Annotated in this window: 17 protein-coding genes and 1 pseudogene; 4 read left to right on the top strand and 14 right to left on the bottom strand. The window is 73.5% G+C overall.

The features are described from left to right. Positions 1-124: 124 nt before the first annotated feature. Together ACFYXE_RS19765 and ACFYXE_RS19760 are read right to left on the bottom strand one after the other, a co-directional pair. Entirely contained in the window at positions 125-634 is a 510-nt protein-coding gene (locus ACFYXE_RS19765) for a flavin reductase family protein (protein ID WP_389313996.1), read from the bottom strand. A gap of 234 nt (positions 635-868) precedes the next feature. Continuing rightward, on the bottom strand, positions 869-1,195 hold the full coding sequence (locus ACFYXE_RS19760; RefSeq protein ID WP_361172312.1) for a thioredoxin family protein: 327 nt from the start codon (positions 1,193-1,195) through the stop codon (positions 869-871). 245 nt (positions 1,196-1,440) lie between these two features. Here ACFYXE_RS19760 and ACFYXE_RS19755 point away from each other — a divergent pair, with 245 nt between their 5' ends. Beyond that, positions 1,441-2,166, top strand: coding sequence for a lysophospholipid acyltransferase family protein (locus ACFYXE_RS19755; protein WP_361172315.1), 726 nt, complete (start codon positions 1,441-1,443; stop codon positions 2,164-2,166). Between the two features lie 28 nt (positions 2,167-2,194). On the opposite strand, the gene ACFYXE_RS19750 is transcribed toward ACFYXE_RS19755, so the two are convergent. From ACFYXE_RS19750 to ACFYXE_RS19700, 11 genes and pseudogenes are all read right to left on the bottom strand, one after another. After that, positions 2,195-2,899, bottom strand: coding sequence for a B3/4 domain-containing protein (locus ACFYXE_RS19750; protein WP_389313993.1), 705 nt, complete (start codon positions 2,897-2,899; stop codon positions 2,195-2,197). A gap of 31 nt (positions 2,900-2,930) precedes the next feature. Then, positions 2,931-3,524, bottom strand: coding sequence for a transglutaminase domain-containing protein (locus ACFYXE_RS19745; protein WP_389313991.1), 594 nt, complete (start codon positions 3,522-3,524; stop codon positions 2,931-2,933). A gap of 97 nt (positions 3,525-3,621) precedes the next feature. Beyond that, positions 3,622-4,692, bottom strand: coding sequence for a threonine aldolase family protein (locus tag ACFYXE_RS19740; protein WP_389313989.1), 1,071 nt, complete (start codon positions 4,690-4,692; stop codon positions 3,622-3,624). Further along, entirely contained in the window at positions 4,689-5,429 is a 741-nt protein-coding gene (locus ACFYXE_RS19735; protein ID WP_389313987.1) for an SDR family NAD(P)-dependent oxidoreductase, read from the bottom strand. The genes ACFYXE_RS19740 and ACFYXE_RS19735 overlap by 4 nt, the downstream gene beginning before the upstream one ends. Before the next feature lie 26 nt (positions 5,430-5,455). Further along, positions 5,456-6,859: a DUF6421 family protein gene (locus ACFYXE_RS19730; RefSeq protein ID WP_389313985.1), complete on the bottom strand. Its 1,404-nt coding sequence runs from the start codon at positions 6,857-6,859 to the stop codon at positions 5,456-5,458. A gap of 81 nt (positions 6,860-6,940) precedes the next feature. Further along, positions 6,941-7,984 (bottom strand): alpha/beta hydrolase, encoded by a 1,044-nt coding sequence (locus ACFYXE_RS19725; protein ID WP_389313983.1) that lies wholly within the window; start codon positions 7,982-7,984, stop codon positions 6,941-6,943. Continuing rightward, positions 7,981-9,129 carry an LLM class flavin-dependent oxidoreductase gene (locus tag ACFYXE_RS19720; RefSeq protein WP_389313981.1) on the bottom strand — a complete coding sequence of 383 codons (1,149 nt, stop codon included), beginning with the start codon at positions 9,127-9,129 and terminating at the stop codon, positions 7,981-7,983. The genes ACFYXE_RS19725 and ACFYXE_RS19720 overlap by 4 nt, the downstream gene beginning before the upstream one ends. 190 nt (positions 9,130-9,319) lie before the next feature. Further along, a complete protein-coding gene (locus ACFYXE_RS19715) occupies positions 9,320-10,519 on the bottom strand; it encodes a GDSL-type esterase/lipase family protein (protein ID WP_389313979.1) in 1,200 nt (399 codons plus the stop codon). A 28-nt stretch (positions 10,520-10,547) separates the two neighbouring features. Next, positions 10,548-11,123, bottom strand: coding sequence for a TetR/AcrR family transcriptional regulator (locus ACFYXE_RS19710; protein ID WP_389313977.1), 576 nt, complete (start codon positions 11,121-11,123; stop codon positions 10,548-10,550). A gap of 76 nt (positions 11,124-11,199) precedes the next feature. Further along, positions 11,200-11,904 carry a DAK2 domain-containing protein gene (locus ACFYXE_RS19705; RefSeq protein WP_389314658.1) on the bottom strand — a complete coding sequence of 235 codons (705 nt, stop codon included), beginning with the start codon at positions 11,902-11,904 and terminating at the stop codon, positions 11,200-11,202. Positions 11,905-11,946: 42 nt separating this feature from the next. Beyond that, a pseudogene (locus tag ACFYXE_RS19700) lies at positions 11,947-12,918 on the bottom strand (dihydroxyacetone kinase subunit DhaK); the annotation flags it as partial. A 293-nt stretch (positions 12,919-13,211) separates the two neighbouring features. Between ACFYXE_RS19700 and ACFYXE_RS19695 the strand changes: the two are divergent. Continuing rightward, positions 13,212-14,009, top strand: coding sequence for a hypothetical protein (locus ACFYXE_RS19695; protein ID WP_389313975.1), 798 nt, complete (start codon positions 13,212-13,214; stop codon positions 14,007-14,009). A 77-nt stretch (positions 14,010-14,086) separates the two neighbouring features. Here the strand turns inward: ACFYXE_RS19695 and ACFYXE_RS19690 are convergent, their stop codons facing one another. After that, complete coding sequence (locus tag ACFYXE_RS19690; RefSeq protein WP_389313973.1) at positions 14,087-15,076, bottom strand: alpha/beta fold hydrolase; 990 nt, start codon at positions 15,074-15,076, stop codon at positions 14,087-14,089. Between the two features lie 267 nt (positions 15,077-15,343). Here ACFYXE_RS19690 and ACFYXE_RS19685 point away from each other — a divergent pair, with 267 nt between their 5' ends. Together ACFYXE_RS19685 and ACFYXE_RS19680 are read left to right on the top strand one after the other, a co-directional pair. Continuing rightward, on the top strand, positions 15,344-16,762 hold the full coding sequence (locus ACFYXE_RS19685) for an amidohydrolase family protein (RefSeq protein ID WP_389313971.1): 1,419 nt from the start codon (positions 15,344-15,346) through the stop codon (positions 16,760-16,762). Positions 16,763-17,185: 423 nt separating this feature from the next. After that, entirely contained in the window at positions 17,186-18,640 is a 1,455-nt protein-coding gene (locus tag ACFYXE_RS19680; protein WP_389313968.1) for a nucleobase:cation symporter-2 family protein, read from the top strand. Positions 18,641-18,647: the final 7 nt, after the last annotated feature.

Below are 18,647 nucleotides of genomic sequence, written 5' to 3'. Positions count from 1 at the left end.
GGCCCGCGCTCCGACCGAAATATTACTCATGAGTACACCCAGTTCATTCCCGCTGAGCAAGCGCTTTGAACTGTGACGTTCCCAACGCTCCGTAATCGGACCGCACGCCCCCGACCGGGAACTCTCAGTCGCGCAGGGCGTTGAAGCGCCCCTGGTGGTAGAGGAGCGGGCGGCCCTCGTCGGCGCGGTCGCCGACCAGGGCCTCCGCGAGCACGATGCGGTGGTCGCCTGCGGGCACCCGGGCCACGATCCGGCAGACCAGCCAGGCGAGCGCGCCGTCGAGCACGGGCACGCCCTCGGGGCCCTCGCGCCAGCTGGTGGGCGCGCCGAAGCGGTCGGCCCCGCTGCGGGCGAAGGTGGCGGCGAGCTCCTGCTGGTCCTCGCCGAGTATGTGGACGCCGACGTGGGTGGCCTCGGCCACGGTGGGCCAGCTGGAGGAGCCGGTGCCGATGCCGAACGAGAGCATCGGCGGCTCGGCGGAGACCGAGGCGAGCGAGGTGGCGGTGAAGCCGACGGGGCGGGACCCCTGGGCGGCGGTGATCACGGCGACACCCGCGGCGTGCTGGCGGAAGACCGAGCGGAGCAGGTCGGGGGTGGCGAGCCGGGGGGTGCTGAGGGCTGGCGATGCCGTCATGGAGTTGTCCTTCTGCCGGAGGTACGAGCGAAGACGTCGGTGCTCAGCACTGCGGACAGCGCGCGCTGGCATGGCGGGCGAGGTCCACGTGGACGCGCTCGTACAGAAGAAGGTCCCGAGGCATGGAAGAAGGCTCGCGATAGATGCCGGGTGCAGTCAAGTCCCTTCCGGCATATGAAAGGCGGATCACGTCCAGCGGGCCGCGCCACACGTCGCGACCTGCACGGAAGTCGGTCACACGGCCTCCCCCAGGGCGGCGATCACATCGGCCTTGCGGGGCTGTCCCGCGGCCCTGCGCACCTCGCGTCCGGAGCCGTCGAGGACGAGCACGGTCGGGGTCCTCACGACGCCCAGCGCGCGCACGAGGTCGAGGCGGGCCTCGGCGTCGATCTCGACGTGCCGGACACCGGGGACCAGCCCGGCCACCTCGGCAAGGACCCTGCGGGTCGCCCGGCACGGCTGGCAGAAGGCGCTGGAGAACTGCACGAGCGTCGCCCGCTCCCCCAGCGGCCCGTCGAGCTCCGCCGGACCGAGCCGCCGTCCGCTGTCCCGCTCCCGCACCTGATCCTCCGTCCCGACGTCCGCTGCAGCGCCCGGATCGGAACGCTCCCCACAAGAGCAACCACGCGCCCCCAAAGATTCCGAAAAGCTTCCGACGTGACGAGAATCTCCCGGATCGGCGGCACCAAGGCTGGTCACCCGTCCGTTGATGGGGCACGATCTGCGCAAAGCCGAAAACCTACGGCTGCGTAACCTCCCGCCGGGAGCCCCCTCCCCAGGCAGAGAACGAAGGGCCCTCCCCACCCATGGCAGAGCTTGTCTACCGTCCGGTCATCGGTGCCGCGAAAACCCTGTTCAAGGCATGGGACCTGAAGATCGACTGCAAGGGGTCGGAGAACATCCCCCGCTCCGGCGGCGCGGTCCTCGTCAGCAACCACATCAGCTACCTCGACTTCATCTTCGACGGCCTCGCCGCGCTGCCGCAGAAGCGTCTGGTGCGCTTCATGGCCAAGGAGTCGGTGTTCCGGCACAAGATCTCCGGTCCGCTGATGCGCGGGATGAAGCACATCCCCGTCGACCGCAAGCAGGGCGAGGCCGCGTATCAGCACGCCCTCGCGTCGCTGCGCTCCGGGGAGATCATCGGCGTCTTCCCCGAGGCGACGATCTCGCAGTCGTTCACGCTGAAGTCGTTCAAGTCCGGTGCCGCGCGCCTGGCCCAGGAGGCCGGGGTGCCGCTCATCCCGATGGCCCTGTGGGGCACGCAGCGACTGTGGACCAAGGGGCACCCGCGCAACTTCAAGCGCAGCCACCTGCCGATCACCATCCGGGTCGGCGAGCCGGTGGAGGCACCCAAGGACCAGTACGCGGGCGCGATCACGCGGCGTCTGCGCGAGCGCTGCCAGGAGCTCCTGGAGGCCGCGCAGCGCGCCTACCCGGTGCGCCCCAAGGGTCCGGACGACACGTGGTGGATGCCGGCGCACCTCGGCGGCACCGCGCCGACGCCCGCCGAGGTGAAGGCCGCCGAGGCCTGAGCGGCCCCGGGCCCCGGCCCGGTGGCCCCTATGCCGGTGCGCGGACGCTGATCCGCGCGCCGGGGCTGAACTTCTCCAGGAGCTCGGCGAGTTCCGCGCCCGCGGCCGCGAGGCCCGCGTCCGGCCCCATGCCCTCCAGCAGGAAGACCGCGTTCACCGAATCCTCGGCGAGGCGGGTGCGCGGGCCCTGGCGCCAGTTCCAGCGGCGGCAGGTGACGCCCTCCCCGTCGCACCACACGACCTCGCCCGTGTCGGGGTGCTCGACGACCTGCTCCCCCGCGGCGGCGGTCACGAAGGCCTCGTCGCCGGTGGCCCGCACCAGACGCATGCCGCCCACGATCCGGTCCAGGTCCTCGCCGCCGACCGGGATCAGGTGGGCCACGCTGATCGCGTTGTAGAGGTCGACCAGGACGTTGATCCGGGGCAGACCGCCGTCGGCGAGCGCCCGCTTGGCCAGCGCCTCGGCCGAGTTGCGGGTGCGTGAGGGCTTCGCGCCGAACGCCGTGTAGGCGGCGCGCCAGGCGGCCATGTGCGGGTCCTCGTGCGGCGCGCGTCCGTCCAGGCGTACGGCGAGCCGCCGCGCGGCATCGTCCAGGAGCGCCGACGTGCCGTCGGTGCTCGGGCCGTTGACGAGGCCGTGGGCCTCGATGGCGAGGTGGGTGAAGCCGGGCGCGAGGGCGCGGACCTCGTCGGAGACGGTGAGCGCGAGGGGCGCGTGGGGCGTGGGTTCCATCGGGCTGCCTTGCTGCGTCGGGGCGGGCGGTTCAGAGCGCGTCGGGAAGGTGTTCCCACAGGTACGGCCTGTCCGGGGCCTCCTTCATGACGCGCAGGACCACCGGATGCGGTGCAGCATAGAGTACCGGATAGTCCATCTCGTTGGACTCCGCATCGGGCAGGAAGGCCAGCCGTTCACCGGTCAGGGAGAACCGCGCGTCGACACCCGGCTTGTTGCCGCGCGGGTCCTGCCGGTGCCACGCGCCGCCAAAGCGCACGGCGACGAGCCCGTGCAGGCAGTGGCCGGACCCCACGTCGTGCGTCAGCAGCTGATAGCTCAGGGCGGTGGGGATGTCCTCGGCCCGCAGCAGCGCGGCCAGCGCGTGCGCCTTGGCGTGACAGATGCCGGTGCCCTGCGCGAGGACGTCCGAGGCGCGCCAGGTGACGCGCGGGTCACCGCTGTCGGCGGAGTGCGAGATGGTGTCGCGCACGAATTCGTAGGCCGCCCGGGCGTATACGTATGAATCGGTGGCCTGCGCGGCGAGGCGCGCGGCGGTCTCCCGTACGAGCGGGTGGAGATGGTCGATGGCCTCGTCCGCCGCCAAGTAGGCGGACAGGTCCGGGTTTTCCTGGATCAGCTGCATGGCACGGAAGCATAGGAATACGACCGACCGCAGGTCAATGCATTTGCGGTCGGCCGTATATTCATGCAGCCCTGGGGTGGTGTGCGGCAGCGCTGGGTCAGCGCGCCATTTCCTCCTTGAGCGCCGCGAGGAATCCGTCGACGTCCTCCTCGCGCGTGTCGAAGGCGCACATCCAGCGGACGTCGCCCGCCGCCTCGTCCCAGAAGTAGAAGCGGTACCGCTTCTGCAGGCGCTCGCTGACGTCGTGCGGCAGGCGGGCGAAGACGGCGTTGGCCTGCACCGGGTAGAGGATCTCCACGCCGTGCACGGAGCGGACGCCCTCGGCCAGGCGCTGCGCCATCTCGTTGGCGTGCCGGGCGTTGCGCAGCCACAGGTCCTTGGCGAGCAGCGCCTCCAACTGCACCGACACGAAGCGCATCTTGGAGGCGAGCTGCATGGACATCTTGCGCAGGTGCTTCATGTGACGCACGGCGTCCTGGTTGATGACCACGACGGCCTCGCCGAACAGGGCACCGTTCTTGGTGCCGCCGAGCGAGAGGATGTCGACGCCGACGGCGTTCGTGAACGTCCGCATGGGGACGTCGAGGGCCGCCGCCGCGTTGGCTATCCGGGACCCGTCGAGGTGCACCGTCATACCGAGCTGGTGCGCGTGGTCGCAGATCGCACGGATCTCGTCGGGCGTGTAGAGCGTGCCCAGTTCGGTGTTCTGCGCGATCGAGACGACCTGCGGCATGGCGCGGTGCTCGTCGTCCCAGCCGAACGCCTGACGGTCGATCAGCTCGGGGGTGAGCTTGCCGTCGGGCGTGGGCACGGTGAGCAGCTTGAGGCCGGCCATGCGCTCGGGCGCGCCGCCCTCGTCCACGTGGATGTGCGCGGATTCGGCGCAGATCACCGCGCCCCAGCGGTCGGCGACCGCCTGGAGCGCGACGACGTTGGCACCCGTGCCGTTGAACACCGGGAACGCCTCGGCGGTGGGGCCGAAGTGCGCGCGGATCACCTGCTGGAGGTTGGCGGTGTAGTCGTCCTCGCCGTACGCGATCTGGTGGCCGCCGTTGGCGAGCGCCAGGGCGGCCATCACCTCCGGGTGGGCTCCCGCGTAGTTGTCGCTCGCGAAGCCGCGGACGTCCGGGTCGTGGTGACGCCGGGCATCGGTCTTCGGAGGGTTCACGGCTTCTCGGTCAGCCACAGGCGGTTTCCGTTCACTTCCCCGGCGGGCCGCTCCCAGACGCCGGCGATGGCCTCGGCCAGCTCCGTGACGTCCGTGAAGCCCGCGAACTTCGCGTTGGGCCGCTCCGCGCGCATCGCGTCGTGCACCAGCGCCTTGACCACCAGGATGGCAGCCGCCGCCTGCGGGCCGTCCTCGCCCCCCGCCTTGCGGAAGGCGTCGGCGAGGGCGAGCGTCCAGGCCTCGGCGGCCGCCTTGGAGGCCGAGTACGCGGCGTTGCCCGCGGTCGGCTTCGAGGCACCCGCGGCGCTGATCAGCAGGTAGCGGCCGCGGCCGCTGCGGCGCAGGCCGTCCTCGAAGGCGAGGGTGGTGTGCTGCACGGTGCGGATCAGCAGCTTTTCGAGCAGGTCCCAGTCGGCGAGGTCGGTCTCGGCGAAGCTCGCGCTGCCGCGCCAGCCGCCGACGAGGTGGACCAGGCCGTCGATCCGGCCGAACTCCTTCTCCGTGCGCGACGCCCAGTCGCGGGCCGCGTCGAGGTCGAGGAGGTCGACCGTGTCGCCGACCACGGTGGCGCCGCCGTGCGCGTACCGTGCGGCGTCCACCGCCTCGGCCAGGCGTCCGGCGTCGGCGTCCGAGGCCACCACGGTGGCTCCCGCCTCGGCCAGCCTGAGCAGGGTGGCGCGTCCTGCCGGTCCGGCGGCTCCGGCCACCGCGACGACGGCTCCATCGAGTGCGGACATGGTCCTCGCCTCCTCCTGGCGGCCGCTCACGCGGCGGCCTTCTCGACGCCCGAGGAAGCCGTGATCCCCTTGGTGGAGGCGATCACGTGCTTCAGCTTCTTGGAGAGCGCCTCATAGAACATGCTGAGCGGAAACTCGTCCGGAAGCACCTCGTCGACCAGCTTGCGCGGCGGGAGCGAGGTGTCCAGGGCCTCCGGGCCCTTCGCCCAGCGCGATCCGGGGTGCGGGGCGAGGTACCCGGACACCAGATCGTACGCGGCGAACCAGTGGACCAGCTTGGGGCGGTCGATGCCCGCGCGGTAGAGCTCCTCGATCTCGGCGCACAGCTGGTTGGTGACCTGCGGGGCGCGCGTCCAGTCGATCGTGAGGCGGTTGTCGGTCCAGCGGACGACGTCGTGCCGGTGCAGGTACGCGAAGAGGAGCTGGCCGCCGAGCCCGTCGTAGTTCTTGACGCGGTCGCCGGTGACCGGGAAGCGGAACATCCGGTCGAAGAGCACGGCGTACTGCACGTCGCGTGCCTGCGGGACGCCCTCGGCCTCCAGCTTCACGGCCTCCTTGAAGGCGGTGAGGTCGCAGCGCAGCTCCTCCAGGCCGTACATCCAGAACGGCTGCCGCTGCTTGATCATGAAGGGGTCGAACGGCAGGTCGCCGTGGCTGTGGGTGCGGTCGTGCACCATGTCCCACAGGACGAACGCCTGCTGGCAGCGGTCCTGGTCGCCGATCATCTCGCGGATGTCGTCGGGCAGTTCGAGCCCGAGGATGTCGACGGAGGCCTCGGTGACGCGGCGGAAGCGGGCCGCCTCGCGGTCGCAGAAGATGCCGCCCCAGGAGAAGCGCTCGGGGGCCTCGCGCACGGCGATGGTCTCCGGGAAGAGGACGGCCGAGTTCGTGTCGTACCCGGCGGTGAAGTCCTCGAAGGTGATGCCGCAGAACAGCGGGTTGTCGTAGCGGGTGCGCTCCAGGTCGGCCAGCCACTCGGGCCAGACCATGCGCAGCACGACCGCCTCGAAATTGCGGTCCGGGTTGCCGTTCTGCGTGTACATCGGGAAGACGACCAGGTGCTGCAGGCCGTCCTCGCGGCGCGCGGCGGGCTGGAAGGCCAGCAGCGAGTCGAGGAAGTCCGGCACCGGGAAGCCGCCGTCGGCCCAGCCGCGCAGGTCCGCGACCAGCGCGCGGTGGTACGCGGTGTCGTGCGGGAGCAGCGGGGACAGCTCCTCGACCGCGGATATGAGGCGGTCCACGGTCAGTTCGACGATGCTCCGCGCCGGGGCGCCTTCGGCCTCGAGGTCGATGGACCCGTCCGGCGACTGCCAGGGCCTGATGTCCTCGACGGCGTCCTTGAGCACCGGCCACGCCGGGTGGTCCACCACCCGCCCACCAGCGGAAGGAACCGCACCCTCCGCACCCGCCTGCACAAGAATTTCCGTCATGACCCACCTTCCACGGGAGAACCTCGCGTAAGAACACCGTATGCGTGCGAGGTTCTCCGCGACAAGGGGGGTCTCGGGAAATTATCCTGCCCCACCCCCACTTCGGCCGCTGTTTTTCCTGTACTGGACCGTTGACTCGATTGCTTCTGCCGCATCCGTCCACGCCTGCCCCGCATCGGGCAGCAGATGCGGGAAGCCGAGGAATCCGTGGAACATCCGGGGGAAATGGGCCACGGTGACGCCGGTGCCCGCGGCGCGCAGCCGTTCCGCGTACGCGAGACCCTCGTCGCGCAGCGGGTCGCAGCCCGCGGTCACCAGGTGGACGGGCGGCAGCCCGCCGAGGTCGGCGGCGCGCAGCGGCGAGGCGAGCGGGTGGCGGCCGTCGCCGTCCGGGCCGAGGTACTGCTGCCAGAACCACCGCAGGTGGGCGGCGGTCAGGAAGCCGCCGTGCGCGTTCTCCCGGTACGAGGGGGTGTCCTGCGCGGCGTCCAGGACGGGGTAGAGCAGCACCTGCAGCGCGATCGCCGGCCCCCTCTCGTCCCGTGCCCTGAGCGCCAGGGCGGCGGCCAGTCCGCCCCCGCTGCTGTCGCCCGCAGCGACCAGGGCGCCGGGGTCGCCGCCGAGCGCGGCGCACTCGCCGGCGGCCCAGCACAGCGCCGCGTAGGCGTCGTCGACGGCCGCGGGGAAGCGGTGTTCGGGGGCGAGGCGGTAGTCGACGGAGACGACGGCGGCCCCGGCCCGGGCGGCGAGGCCGCGGGCCGTGGCGTCGTGGGAGTCGAGCCCGCAGAGCGCGTATCCGCCGCCGTGGAGGAAGACGACGGTCGGACGGGGCCCCGGGTGCCGCTCCGGGTCCGGCAGGTAGAGGCGTACGGGGATCTCGGGTGCGCCCGGCGGGCCGGGCACGGTCCGGTCCACGACCGGCCCGACGGCGAGCGGCGTCCCCCGCCGGGCGGGCGCGGCGCCGGCCGCAGCGGCCAGGATCCTGCGGGCCTCGACGGCGTCCGTGACGGCACCGCCGAGGTCGGGGAAGGAGGCGGTCAGGGCGGCCACGAGGGGGCGGGCTCGGGGGTCGAGCCGGTCCGGCACGCCTCCCCCGGCCCCGCTCCCCGCCGTGCTGGGCGTCACGGGGTGCCCGCTTCCCGGTCGTCCTCCTGGGCGCGGAAGTACGGGATGACCTTCTCGCCCCACTGCCGCAGGGTCTCCAGGCAGGCTTCCTGCGGGACGGTGCCCATCTGGATGAGGCACATGATCTCGTCGGCCCCGGCCTCGCGCAGCCGCTCGACGTAGGCGATGGCGTCGTCCGCGGTGCCGTAGGCGTGGTCGGCGTTGAAGGTGGCCGTCGAGGTGGGCCGGACCGGGATGTCGTACTCGTGGAGGCGGGCGACGACCTGCTCGGCGGCCCTGCGCATCTCGGCGGCCTCGTCGCTGCCCTCGACGACCGCCTCGTCGGGGATGCCCGCGCCGCCGTACCAGTGCCCGATGGACTGGGCGAAGAAGCGCTGCCCGCGGATGCCGACGCGCCGGGCCGCCTCCCGGTCGTCGAGCACGATCGTGGGGCAGAGCACGGAGAAGTGGTCGTTGACGACGCTCGACACCAGACGCGCGCCGGTGCGGGCCGCGACGGCGGCGTCGTACGCCCTGCGCATCCCGGCGATGGCCTCCGGGCCCGCGAAGCCCATCACCAGGGCGCCGATGCCGAGTTCGGCGGCCTGCGTCAGGGTCTCCGTCCTGCTGCACGCGAGGAAGAGCGGCGGGTGCGGGGTCTGCCGGGGGCGGGGCAGGATCGGGTGCGGGGCGATGTCGAGGAGGGGTCCGTGGTGTTCGAGCTCCTCCTTCTCCCAGGCCTTCCCGATGATCCGCAGGGCCTCCTCGACCTCCTGGGTCGTCCGGTCCTTGTCGACCCCGCACAGCGACGTCTCCTGCGCGGTGCCGCCGCGTCCGGCCCCCAGGTCGAGGCGCCCGCCGGAGAGCAGGTCCAGCATGGCCGCGCGTTCGGCGACCCGCGCCGGGTGGTTGAAGTTGAACGGCATGCAGACGACGCCGTGCCCGATGCGGATGGTGCTCGTGCGCGCGGCGACCCAGGTGAGGAAGATTTCCGGGGCGCTCATGTGCGCGTACCACTTGAGCGAGTGGTGCTCGACCGCCCAGACGCGGTCGAAGCCCATCCGCTCGGCGAGCACGGCCTGTTCGACGCTGTCGTGGATGAGCCGGTGCTCGCGCTCGACGGTCGGATCGGCGAGCTGCGCCTCGAAGATGACGGAGAACTTCACGTGCCCTCCAGGGAGTTGGCCCGTTGCGGCATGACCTTCGGTTGTTTCGATCAGTCATATGACTAGTCGTCAGGTCCGTAAGTCGCAAGGGGTTCCGCGCAGGTTCCGGGCACGCGAAGGGCCCCCGGCCCCGCGCCGGGAGCGGGCGCGGGGTCGGGGGCGGGGTCCGGCGGGAGCGGGCGGTGCGGGGTCAGGCGGTGCGGGGTCGGGCGGTGCGGTCCGCGAAGGCGCCGCCCGCGGAGAACGCCCGGGCGGCGAAGCGCTCGCCGATGCGGCGGTGCGCGGCGGCGTCCGGGTGGAGGGCGTCGGGCAGCGGCAGTTCGGCGTTGTCCGCGGTGCCGTAGAGGTCGCGGCCGTCGAGGTAGTGCAGGTGCGGGTCGTCGGCCGAGCGCTGCCGCACGATGCGGGCCAGTTCGTCGCGGATGACGCCGAGCGTGAGCTTGCCGCCCGCCCGCTCGGCGGGATCGCCCATGGCCGTGAACCGCAGCCGGCCCTCGCCGATGTCGCTGAAGTCCGGGGCGCTGGGGCCGGGGGTGTCCTCGTGGATGGGGCACAGGATCGGCGAGACGACCAGGAGCGGGGTGTCGGGGTGCCCCTCGCGGATCGTGTCGAGGAAGCCGTGCACGGCCGGGGCGAAGGCCCGCAGCCGCATCAGGTCGGCGTTGACGACGTTGATGCCGAGCTTGACGCTGATGAAGTCGGCCGGGGTGTCCCGAAGGGCGCGCGCGGTGAAGGGGTCGAGCAGCGCGCTGCCGCTCAGGCCCAGGTTGATCAGCTCCACGCCGCCGAGCGACGCGGCGAGCGCGGGCCAGGTCGTGGTGGGGCTCGCGGCGTCGGAGCCGTGGCTGATCGAACTGCCGTGGTGCAGCCACACCGTGCGGTCCGTCGGCGCGGCGGGCTCCAGGGGGGCGTCGGTGCGCAGCGTCAGGAGTTCGGTGGTCTCGTTGTGCGGCAGCCAGATCTCGACGTCCTTCATGCTGTCGGGCAGCTCGTCGAAGCGCAGCGTGCCGGGCTCGCCCGGGGTGCGCTCGGCGGTGCCCTCGGTCATGTCGATGGTCAGCGTGTGACCGCCGGGCACGCTGCCGCTGCCGGCCGGACGGCCGTCGACGAGCAGGTCGTAGAGGCCGTCCGGGCGCGCTGGGACGCCGACGTAGGCCCGCTTGGTGGGCAGCGCGTCGAGCTCGATGGCGGTGGCGCGGGTGCGGAACACCAGGCGCACGCCGGACGGCTGGGACTCGGCCATGGCCAGCTGGCCGTCGGTGTTCTGGGCGCGGGCCTTGGCGGGCAGCCGGTGCGGCAGTACGCCGCGCTCGGTGCGCTCCACGTCGAGGGCGCCGCGCAGCAGCTCCGCGGTGACGGGCGTGGTGGTCCAGTGGTGGTCGGTGTGCATGGTCTCAACCTGTTGGTCGATGGGTGGATTACGCGGCCGGCCCGGGCCAGTTGCGCAACAGGGCGTCGAGTGCGTCGATGACGCGCGTCCAGGTCTCCTGGGAGTCGGGCGCGCTGTGGCTGAAGCCGCCGCCGAGTTCGAGGCTGACGTAGCCGTGGAAGACGCTGCCGAGGAGGCGGACCGCGTGGGTCTGGTCGGGCTCCGTCAGGTCGTACCCGCGCAGGATGGCCCGGGTCATCTCCGCGTGCCGGCCGCCGGCGCCGGCGGCGGCCTCCTCCGGGGTCAGCCGCAGCTGGGCCGCCGCGTAGCGGCCGGGGTGCTCCTGGGCGTAGTCGCGGTAGACGTTCGCCAGGGCGGCCAGCGCGTCCTTGCCCGCCCGGCCCGCCAGCGCGTCGGCTCCCCGGTCGGCCAGTTCCGCCAGGGCGAGCTGGGCGATGCCGGTCTTGAGGTCCTGGGAGTTCTTCACGTGCGAGTACAGGCTCGCGACCTTGACGTCGAACCGCCGGGCCAGCGCCGAGACGGTCACCTGGTCGAAGCCGACCTCGTCGGCCAGCTCGGCGCCCGCCTTCACCAGGCGTTCGGTGGTCAGCCCCACGCGCACCATGACGTTCTCCTCTCTTGGCTTAACCGAGTATGCATCTGCCTAATACCTTTAGGCAAATGCATACTCGATTAAGGTTTCAGGGCACCGTGATATGGCCGGGGGCGGGCAGGCGCGGGGCGGTGGCGGGCTCGTGGAGGTCGGCGAGGGCCATGAAGAGCAGCGCGACGGCGAGCGCGCCGGGGTCGGGGACGCCGAGGGCGTGGTCGCCGACGTAGCTGGCGCGGCCGCGCCGGGGCCGCAGGGACGCGGTGGCCAGGGCACCGCGGATGGCCGCCTGGGCGGCGTCGGTGAGGGGGGACTCGGGGGCGTCGGCGTCCCGGGCGGCGGCCAGGGACTCGGCGGCGGGCGCGAGGGCGTCGACCAGCGTGCAGTCGCCGGGGACCGCGCCGCCGACGCGGTGGATGGCGGCGTGGCCCGCCGCGGCGGCGTCCGCGAGCGCGGCGACGGTCGGGGCCCCGCCGTCGGCGGGCGAGGCGGCGGCCAGGTGCTGGAAGAGCAGCCCGAACAGGGGGCCACTGGTGCCGCCCACGTCGTTCAGGAAGGCGTCGGCGAGGGCGGCCGTGCCGTCGGCGCCGGTCTCGTCGGCCCGTTTCACCGCGCGCCGGACGCCCCCGGCGAGGTTGTCGCCGAAGTCGCCGTCGCCGACGAGCTGGTCGAGCCTGGTCAGGTTGTCGCGGACCTGCGTGACGGTGCGGGCGTACCGGTCGAGCAGCGCGCGGTCACCGCCGCCGGCGCGGCCCGCCCGGGCCGGGGTGCTCGCGGGCGCCCGCTCCGCGGGCACGGGCTCGCCCGGGGCGAGGGTGGGCCGGGGCAGCACGAGCGGGGTGCGGGTGGGGGCGGTCCACAGGTCGGCCCAGCCCTCCTCCAGGCGCGTCAGGGTGAGCGAGAAGCCCGCCATGTCGAGGGCCGCGGTGAAGGTGCCGGGGACGACGAGGAGGGGCCGCGGTCCGCGCGCGGCGAGCTCGTCGCCGACCAGCACGGCGATGGCGTGGAGCTCCAGCTCGGTGGTGGCGCCGAGGCCGTTGACCAGCACCAGCAGCGCGTCGGGGCCGTCCGGCAGCGCGTCCAGGAGGTCGTCGGTCATGCGCCGGACGAGGTCGGCGGTCGCGGGCCGGGCGATGGTGCGGATGCCGCGCTCGCCGTGGATGCCGACGCCGTAGTCGAGCGTTCCCTCGTCCAGGTCGAACGCGGGGCGCACGGTGGTCGGCGAGGTCTGGGCGCGGGCGGCGACGGCGATGCTGCGGGACCGGCCGACGACCCGCCGCCCCAGCTCGGCGAGTTCCTCCAGCGTCGCCCCCCGGTCGGCGGCGGCGCCGAGCAGTTTCTCGACGACGACGGTGGCGGCGGTGCCCCGGCGGCCCGTCGCGCTGTCCGCGCTGTCCGTGGCCAGGTCGTCGTCGACCAGGACCGTGGCGACGGGGATCCCGTCGTGCCGCAGCCGCTCCGCCGCGATCTGGAAGTTGATGACGTCGCCGGTGTAGTTCTTGACGACGTGCAGCACACCGTCGCTCTTGGCGGCCGCCGCGCTCGCCTCGTAGATCTGCCGGTTGTGCGGCGAGGCGAAGATCTCGCCGGGACAGACCGCGTCGAGGCCGCCCCGGCCCAGGAGCCCGGTGTGCAGGGGCTCGTGCCCGGAGCCGCCGCCCGAGACCAGGCCGACCCGGCGCGCCGGGTCGGCGTCGCGCGCCCGCAGGTAGAGGGGGCTCTCGTGCACCTCGATCAGCCCGGCGTGGGCGCGGGCGAGACCGTGGGCGGCGGTCAGCACGGCGTCGGTCTCCGGCAGGAAGTAGCTCATCTGGGGACTCTCCGTAGATCCGTAGAAGCGCGGGTCGGCATGCGCGGGGCGGTCGTCCCCGGCGCGGGGCGCACCGCCCGGAACTCCGGGGTTCCGGAGGGGCCGGGCGGCACGCCGCCCACCCTCGCCGCCCGCACCGGCCCAAGGTCGGCACCACGCGCTACCGGCACGCGCGCGTTCCGGTCGTCGGTGCCCTGTGCGAGGCTGATTCCGTGCACCGGGCCGGGCGGCGATCCGGCAAGGGCATCCGCCGCCCGACCGACGACAGCCCCATCTTTGCGAGGTCTTTACCGTTGCTGGACGCCCGACGCGAGGACCTCGGCCGGATGCTCCGCGCCTGGCGGATGGCGCGGGACCCGGCGGCGCTGCCCGGCCCCGTCCCCTTCCGCGGCCACCGGACCTACCTCACCCAGCTCGACATGGCGCTGCTGCTCGGCGTCTCCGAGCGCTGGTACCGCGCGCTGGAGCGGGGCGAGGACCGCGGGTACGCGCGCGAGATGATCGACGGAGTGGCCCGGATCCTCGCCCTCCCGCCCCGGCAGGCGACCGCCCTCTACCGCGGCACCGGCCACCAGCCGCCCCGGCGGCCCGCCGGGGGCGTACGGCCCGACGCCGCGCTGCTCGACCTGCTGCACCAGCAGCGCCGGGTGAGCTGGATCTGCGACCAGGCCTGGGACGTGCTCGCCGTCAACGCCGTCGGCGCGCGCCACTGCCCCTGGCTGGCCCGCGCCGACGCGAACGTGATGACGTGGGCGTTCTCCGCGGAGGCGCGCTACCAGCTGCGCGACTGGGAGGCGCGGTGGGCGGCGCCCCTGCTGGGCCGGCTGCGCCTGGCCTGGCAGCGCTGGCCGGACAACGCACGCCTGGACGAGGTGGTGCGCGGTGTGCGGCGCGAGCCGGGCGTCGCCGAGCTGTGGGAGCGTACGGCCGACACCCGGGAGACCTCCGACGACGCGGCACGCCCGATGTACTTCCCGCTGGTGGCCCCGGACCCGGTGGACGTGCGCGTCGCGGCCTACGGGCGGTTCGGCGACACGGCGCTGCGGTGGCTGGTCCTGACCCCGGAGGACCCGACGGTCGCCTTCCCCTGAGGTCCCCGTGAGGTTCCCGTGAGGCCCCCGAGCGGGCGCCGGCACCCGGGTTTCCGGCCCGTCGTCCCGCGGCCGCGTCATGCGGGCAGCGCGGCGAGCCAGTCGGTGAGGAGCCGGTTGACCTCGGCGGGGCGTTCCTGCTGGATCCAGTGGCCGCAGCCGTCCAGGACGTGCGAGGAGAGCAGGCCGGGCAGGGTGTCGGGGAACGCGGTGATCGCGTCGGCGAGCCAGGTGGTCGAGGCGTCCGCCGCGCCGCCGACGAAGAGGGACGGCCGGGTGATCGGCGCTCCCGCGAAGCACGGGGCGAGGTCCTCCCAGTCGCGGTCCATGTTCCGGTAGCGGTTGAGCGCTCCGGTCAGGCCGGTCCGCTCGAACTCGGCCGCGTAGACGTCGAGTTCGCGCTCCCCCAGCCAGCCGGGGAGCCGCCCGGCGGGGAACCGGTCCCGCAGCCGCCCGCCGCGGCTCAGGAAGTGCGGGTCCGGCGCCCCGGGGGCCGGCTGCGTGTCCCCGGAGAACGCGGCGTAGAAGCCGGCGAGCCAGCCCCGTACGTCCGGCTCGATCTCGGCCTCGGCACGGCCGGGCTCCTGGAAGTACGCGACGTAGAACTCGTCGTCGCCGCCCATCCCCGCGAACACCTCGCTCGGGCGCGGGCCGCCGGGCGGCGTGTACGGGACGCTCAGCAGGCCGACCGCGCGGAAGACGTCCGGCCGGACCAGCGCGGCGTGCGCGGCGATGTTCGCGCCCCAGTCGTGCCCGACGACCACCGCGGTCTCCTCGCCGAGCGCGTGCACCACGGCGACGGCGTCCTCGACCAGCTCGAGCATCCGGTAGGCGGCGGGGTCGGCGGGCCGCGACGAGCGGCCGTAGCCGCGCACGTCCGCGGCGACGGCGCGGTATCCGGCGGCGGCGAGCACGGGCAGCTGGTGGCGCCAGGAGTACCAGGACTCCGGGAAGCCGTGCAGCAGCAGGACGAGGGGGCCCGCGCCCTGCTCGACCAGATGGATCCGGCCCGCGGGCGAGGGGACGAGACGGTGGGTGCGGTCCGGGGCCGGTGCGGACGGGGACATGGATCCTCCTGGGGCGCCCGTGCCGGTTCCGGCGGGGCTGCGTCGGGTGTCGTCCCGATCATCCGGCGGCCGGCCCGGCGGGGGCGACGTTCGTTGCCGTTCCGGCAAACGTGTCGGCCGTGCCGGGACACGGGCGCCGGGGCACCGATCCGGCGGAGGAGTCGAAGATCGCCCCAACTCCCTTGCCTGTCGCGGGGGTTGACACTTCCAGTGGCCGGAATACGTTACATGCAATATGGAACATGCCGTCGAACGGATGGGGTTTCCGTGCCAGAGACAAGCCGTCAGCGACCGCGCCCCTGTGATCTCCTGCTCTCCCGTGCCCGTGTCGTCACCGTCGACGAGGGGCGCGCCGTGCACGAACCGGGCTCCGTCGCCGTCATCGGCGGGCGCGTCGCCGCCGTGGGGCCCGCCGGCGAGGTCGACGCCGCCTGGCGGGCCACGAGAACCGTCGACTGCCGGGGCCGCGCCGTGCTCCCGGGGTTCACCGACGGGCACACCCACCTCTTCCAGTCGCTGGCGCGCGGCCTCGGCGAAGGGCTGCCGATCTGGCCGTGGCTGTGCGAGTTCATGTGGCCGTACTCGATCGCCGTCGGCCCGGACGACGCCCGGGTCGCGGCCACGCTCGGCGCGGTGGAGGCACTGCGCTCGGGCATCACGACCGTCGTCGACCACCACTACGCGCCCACGGACGCCGGGACCGTCCTCGCGGTGGCGGACGCCGTCGAGTCGGCCGGCCTGCGCGGCGCGATCGCCCGCGGCATGCTCGGCGACCGCACGGCCGTCGCGGCGGCCCGCGGACTGCCCGAGGAGCTCTTCCGCCACTCCACGGCCGAGGAACTCGAGGTCACCCGGGCCTGCCTGACACACCGTCCGCCCGGTGCGCGGGTCCGCGTGTGGCCCGCGCCGCTGAACCTCAGTTACGTGGACCAGAAGCTGGTCACGGGGGCGGTGGCGCTGGCCGAGGAGTTCGACACGTGCTGGCACACCCACTGCTGCGAGGGCGCCAAGGACCCGGCGAGCTACCGGGAGGCGTACGGCGTACGTCCGGTGGAGTGGCTCGACCGCGCGGGGCTGCTCGACGCGCGGGCCACGCTCGCGCACGCCGTGTGGCTGGACGACGACGAGATCGCGGCGGTCGGCCGGCGCCGGGCGGGAGTCGCCCACAACCCGGTGTCCAACGCCTACCTCGCCTCGGGCGTCATGCGGCTGCGCGCGCTGCGCGAGGCGGGGGCCGTGGTGTCGCTCGGCACGGACGGCCCCTGCGCGGGGCACCGCCAGGACATGTTCGAGGTGATGAAGCAGACCCTGCTCGGGCAGCGTCAGCACACCCGGGACCCGGCGGCGCAGCGCGCCGAGGACGCCCTGGAGCTCGCCACCCGCGAGGGCGCCGGGTACGCGGGCACGGGGGCGGGCAGCGTGCGCGTCGGGGCGCCCGCCGACCTCGTCGTGGTGGGCCTCGACCGCCCGCACCTGCGTCCGCTGCACCGGACGGTCGCCACGCTCGTGTACGCGGCGCGCGGGTCGGACGTCGACATGACGATCGTCGACGGCAGGGTCGTCTTCGAGGACGACCGCTGTCTGTTCGTCGACGAGGACGCGCTGCTCGCCGAGGCACAGGAGCGGGCCGAACGTCTGGCGGAACGGGCCGGGTCCGCCGGTCTGCGGGTCGCCTGGCGGCACTGAGACCGGGCCCCGCGGCGCGCATCCGGGGCGCTTGTCCGGACCGACCGCCGGGCCGACCGCCGGGCCGACCGCCGGGCCGTGCGTCCAGGGGCGTCCGTCCAGGGCGTCCGTCTAGGGGCGTCCGTCCAAGCCGTCCGTCCAAGCCGTGCGTCCGGGCCGTCCATCCAGGGCGTCCGCCCAAGCCGTCCGCCCGGACACCGCTGCGTCAGCGCGCCGCGGGTCACACGTGTCAGCGGTCCGGCCCGTGCGGCCCGTGCGGCCCGTACGCCTCCGCATCTCCGCACCACCCCCGCACCCCCCCGCACCCCCCGCATCACCCCCGCACCCCGCGCCACCCCCACGGCTGCCCGTCCGCGGCCCCGCACGTGCGCCACAAGTCACGCCCCGTCGGACCATGCCCCGGCGGGCGGAGGGAGAACGCACATGCCCCATCGGAAAGCGCAGCACCAGGACGTCCGCCCACCCGCCCGGCGGGACCCCGTCGAGGCCGTGCCGTCGGCCTGGCGGCTCGCCGTGTACGGCCTCCAGCACGTCCTCGCCTTCTACGCCGGAGCCGTGGTCATGCCGCTGCTCGTGGCCGAGGGCATCGGCCTGTCCGGCGACGACATCGGCCTGCTCGTCAACGCCTCGCTCCTGACCTGCGGCATCGCCACGCTCCTGCAGTCCGTCGGGCTGCCGGGCGTCGGCATCCGGCTGCCGGTCGTGCAGGGCACCTCCACGACCGCCGTGCCCTCGCTCGTCTCGGTCGGTCTGGCGGCGGGCGGGGCGCGGGCGGGCCTGCCGACGGTGTTCGGCGCGGTGATCGCCGCCGGGCTCGCGCTGTTCGTGATCGCACCGGTGTTCAGCAGGCTCGTACGGTTCTTCCCGCCGCTGGTCACCGGCACCATCGTCACGATCGTCGGGATCACCCTGCTGGCGGTGGCCGCCCGGCAGGTCGGCGGCGGCGACCCCTCGGCCCGCTCGTTCGGCTCGCCCGCCCACCTCGGCCTGGCCGCGGTCACGCTGGTCGCCATCCTGCTCTTCAACAAGCTCTCGCGCGGCTTCCTCGCCACGGTCGCCGTCCTCGCCGGACTCGTCATCGGGACCGGGGTCGCCGCGCTCGCCGGATACACGGACTTCTCCGGGATCGGGGACTCGGCCTGGCTGGGCGTGACGGCTCCGCTGCACTTCGGCGCGCCCCGGTTCGACACCGTCGCCGTCCTGTCGCTCTTCCTCGTGATGGTCATCATCGCGGTGGAGTCCATCGGGCAGTTCTTCGCCGTCGGGCGGATCGTGGGCCGGGAGGTGTCGGGCCGGCACGTCACCCGGGCGCTGCGGGCCGACGGTCTGGCGACGGCCGCCGCCGGGGTGCTCAACTCCTTTCCCAGCACGGTGTACTCGCAGAACATCGGGCTGATCCAGCTGACCCGGGTGAAGTCCCGCTGGATCGTCGCGGCGAGCGGCGTGATCATGATGCTGCTCGGTCTGGTGCCGAAGGTGGGGGCCGTGGTGGCGTCGATGCCGACGTCGGTCCTCGGCGGGGCGACGATCGTGCTGTTCTCCACCATCGCCGTGGTGGGCGTGCAGATCCTCGGCCAGGCGGACCTGACCGACCAGCGGAACACGATCCTCGTCGCGGCCAGCGTGGGGATCGGCTTCCTGCCCACGGCCTTCCCGCAGTTCGCCGAGCAGATGCCCGGCCGTCAGCTGCATGCACTGTTCGAGAGCGGCATCATCCTCGGCACCCTCACGGCCGTGCTGCTCAACCTCTTCTTCCACCATCTGAGGCTGCCGGGGCAGCAGAGGACCGCCGCGCGCTCCATTGACCGGTCCGCACATTGCATGCAACATGAAGAACGACCCGCCGGGCCCGAAATTCCGGCCAAAGAAGCGCCATGACAAGGGA

This window comes from Streptomyces sp. NPDC002564, from assembly GCF_042889645.1.
Lineage (GTDB): Bacteria > Actinomycetota > Actinomycetes > Streptomycetales > Streptomycetaceae > Streptomyces.
Note: the sequence above shows the minus strand (reverse complement) of the source record. Positions and strands in the feature narration are given on the sequence as shown.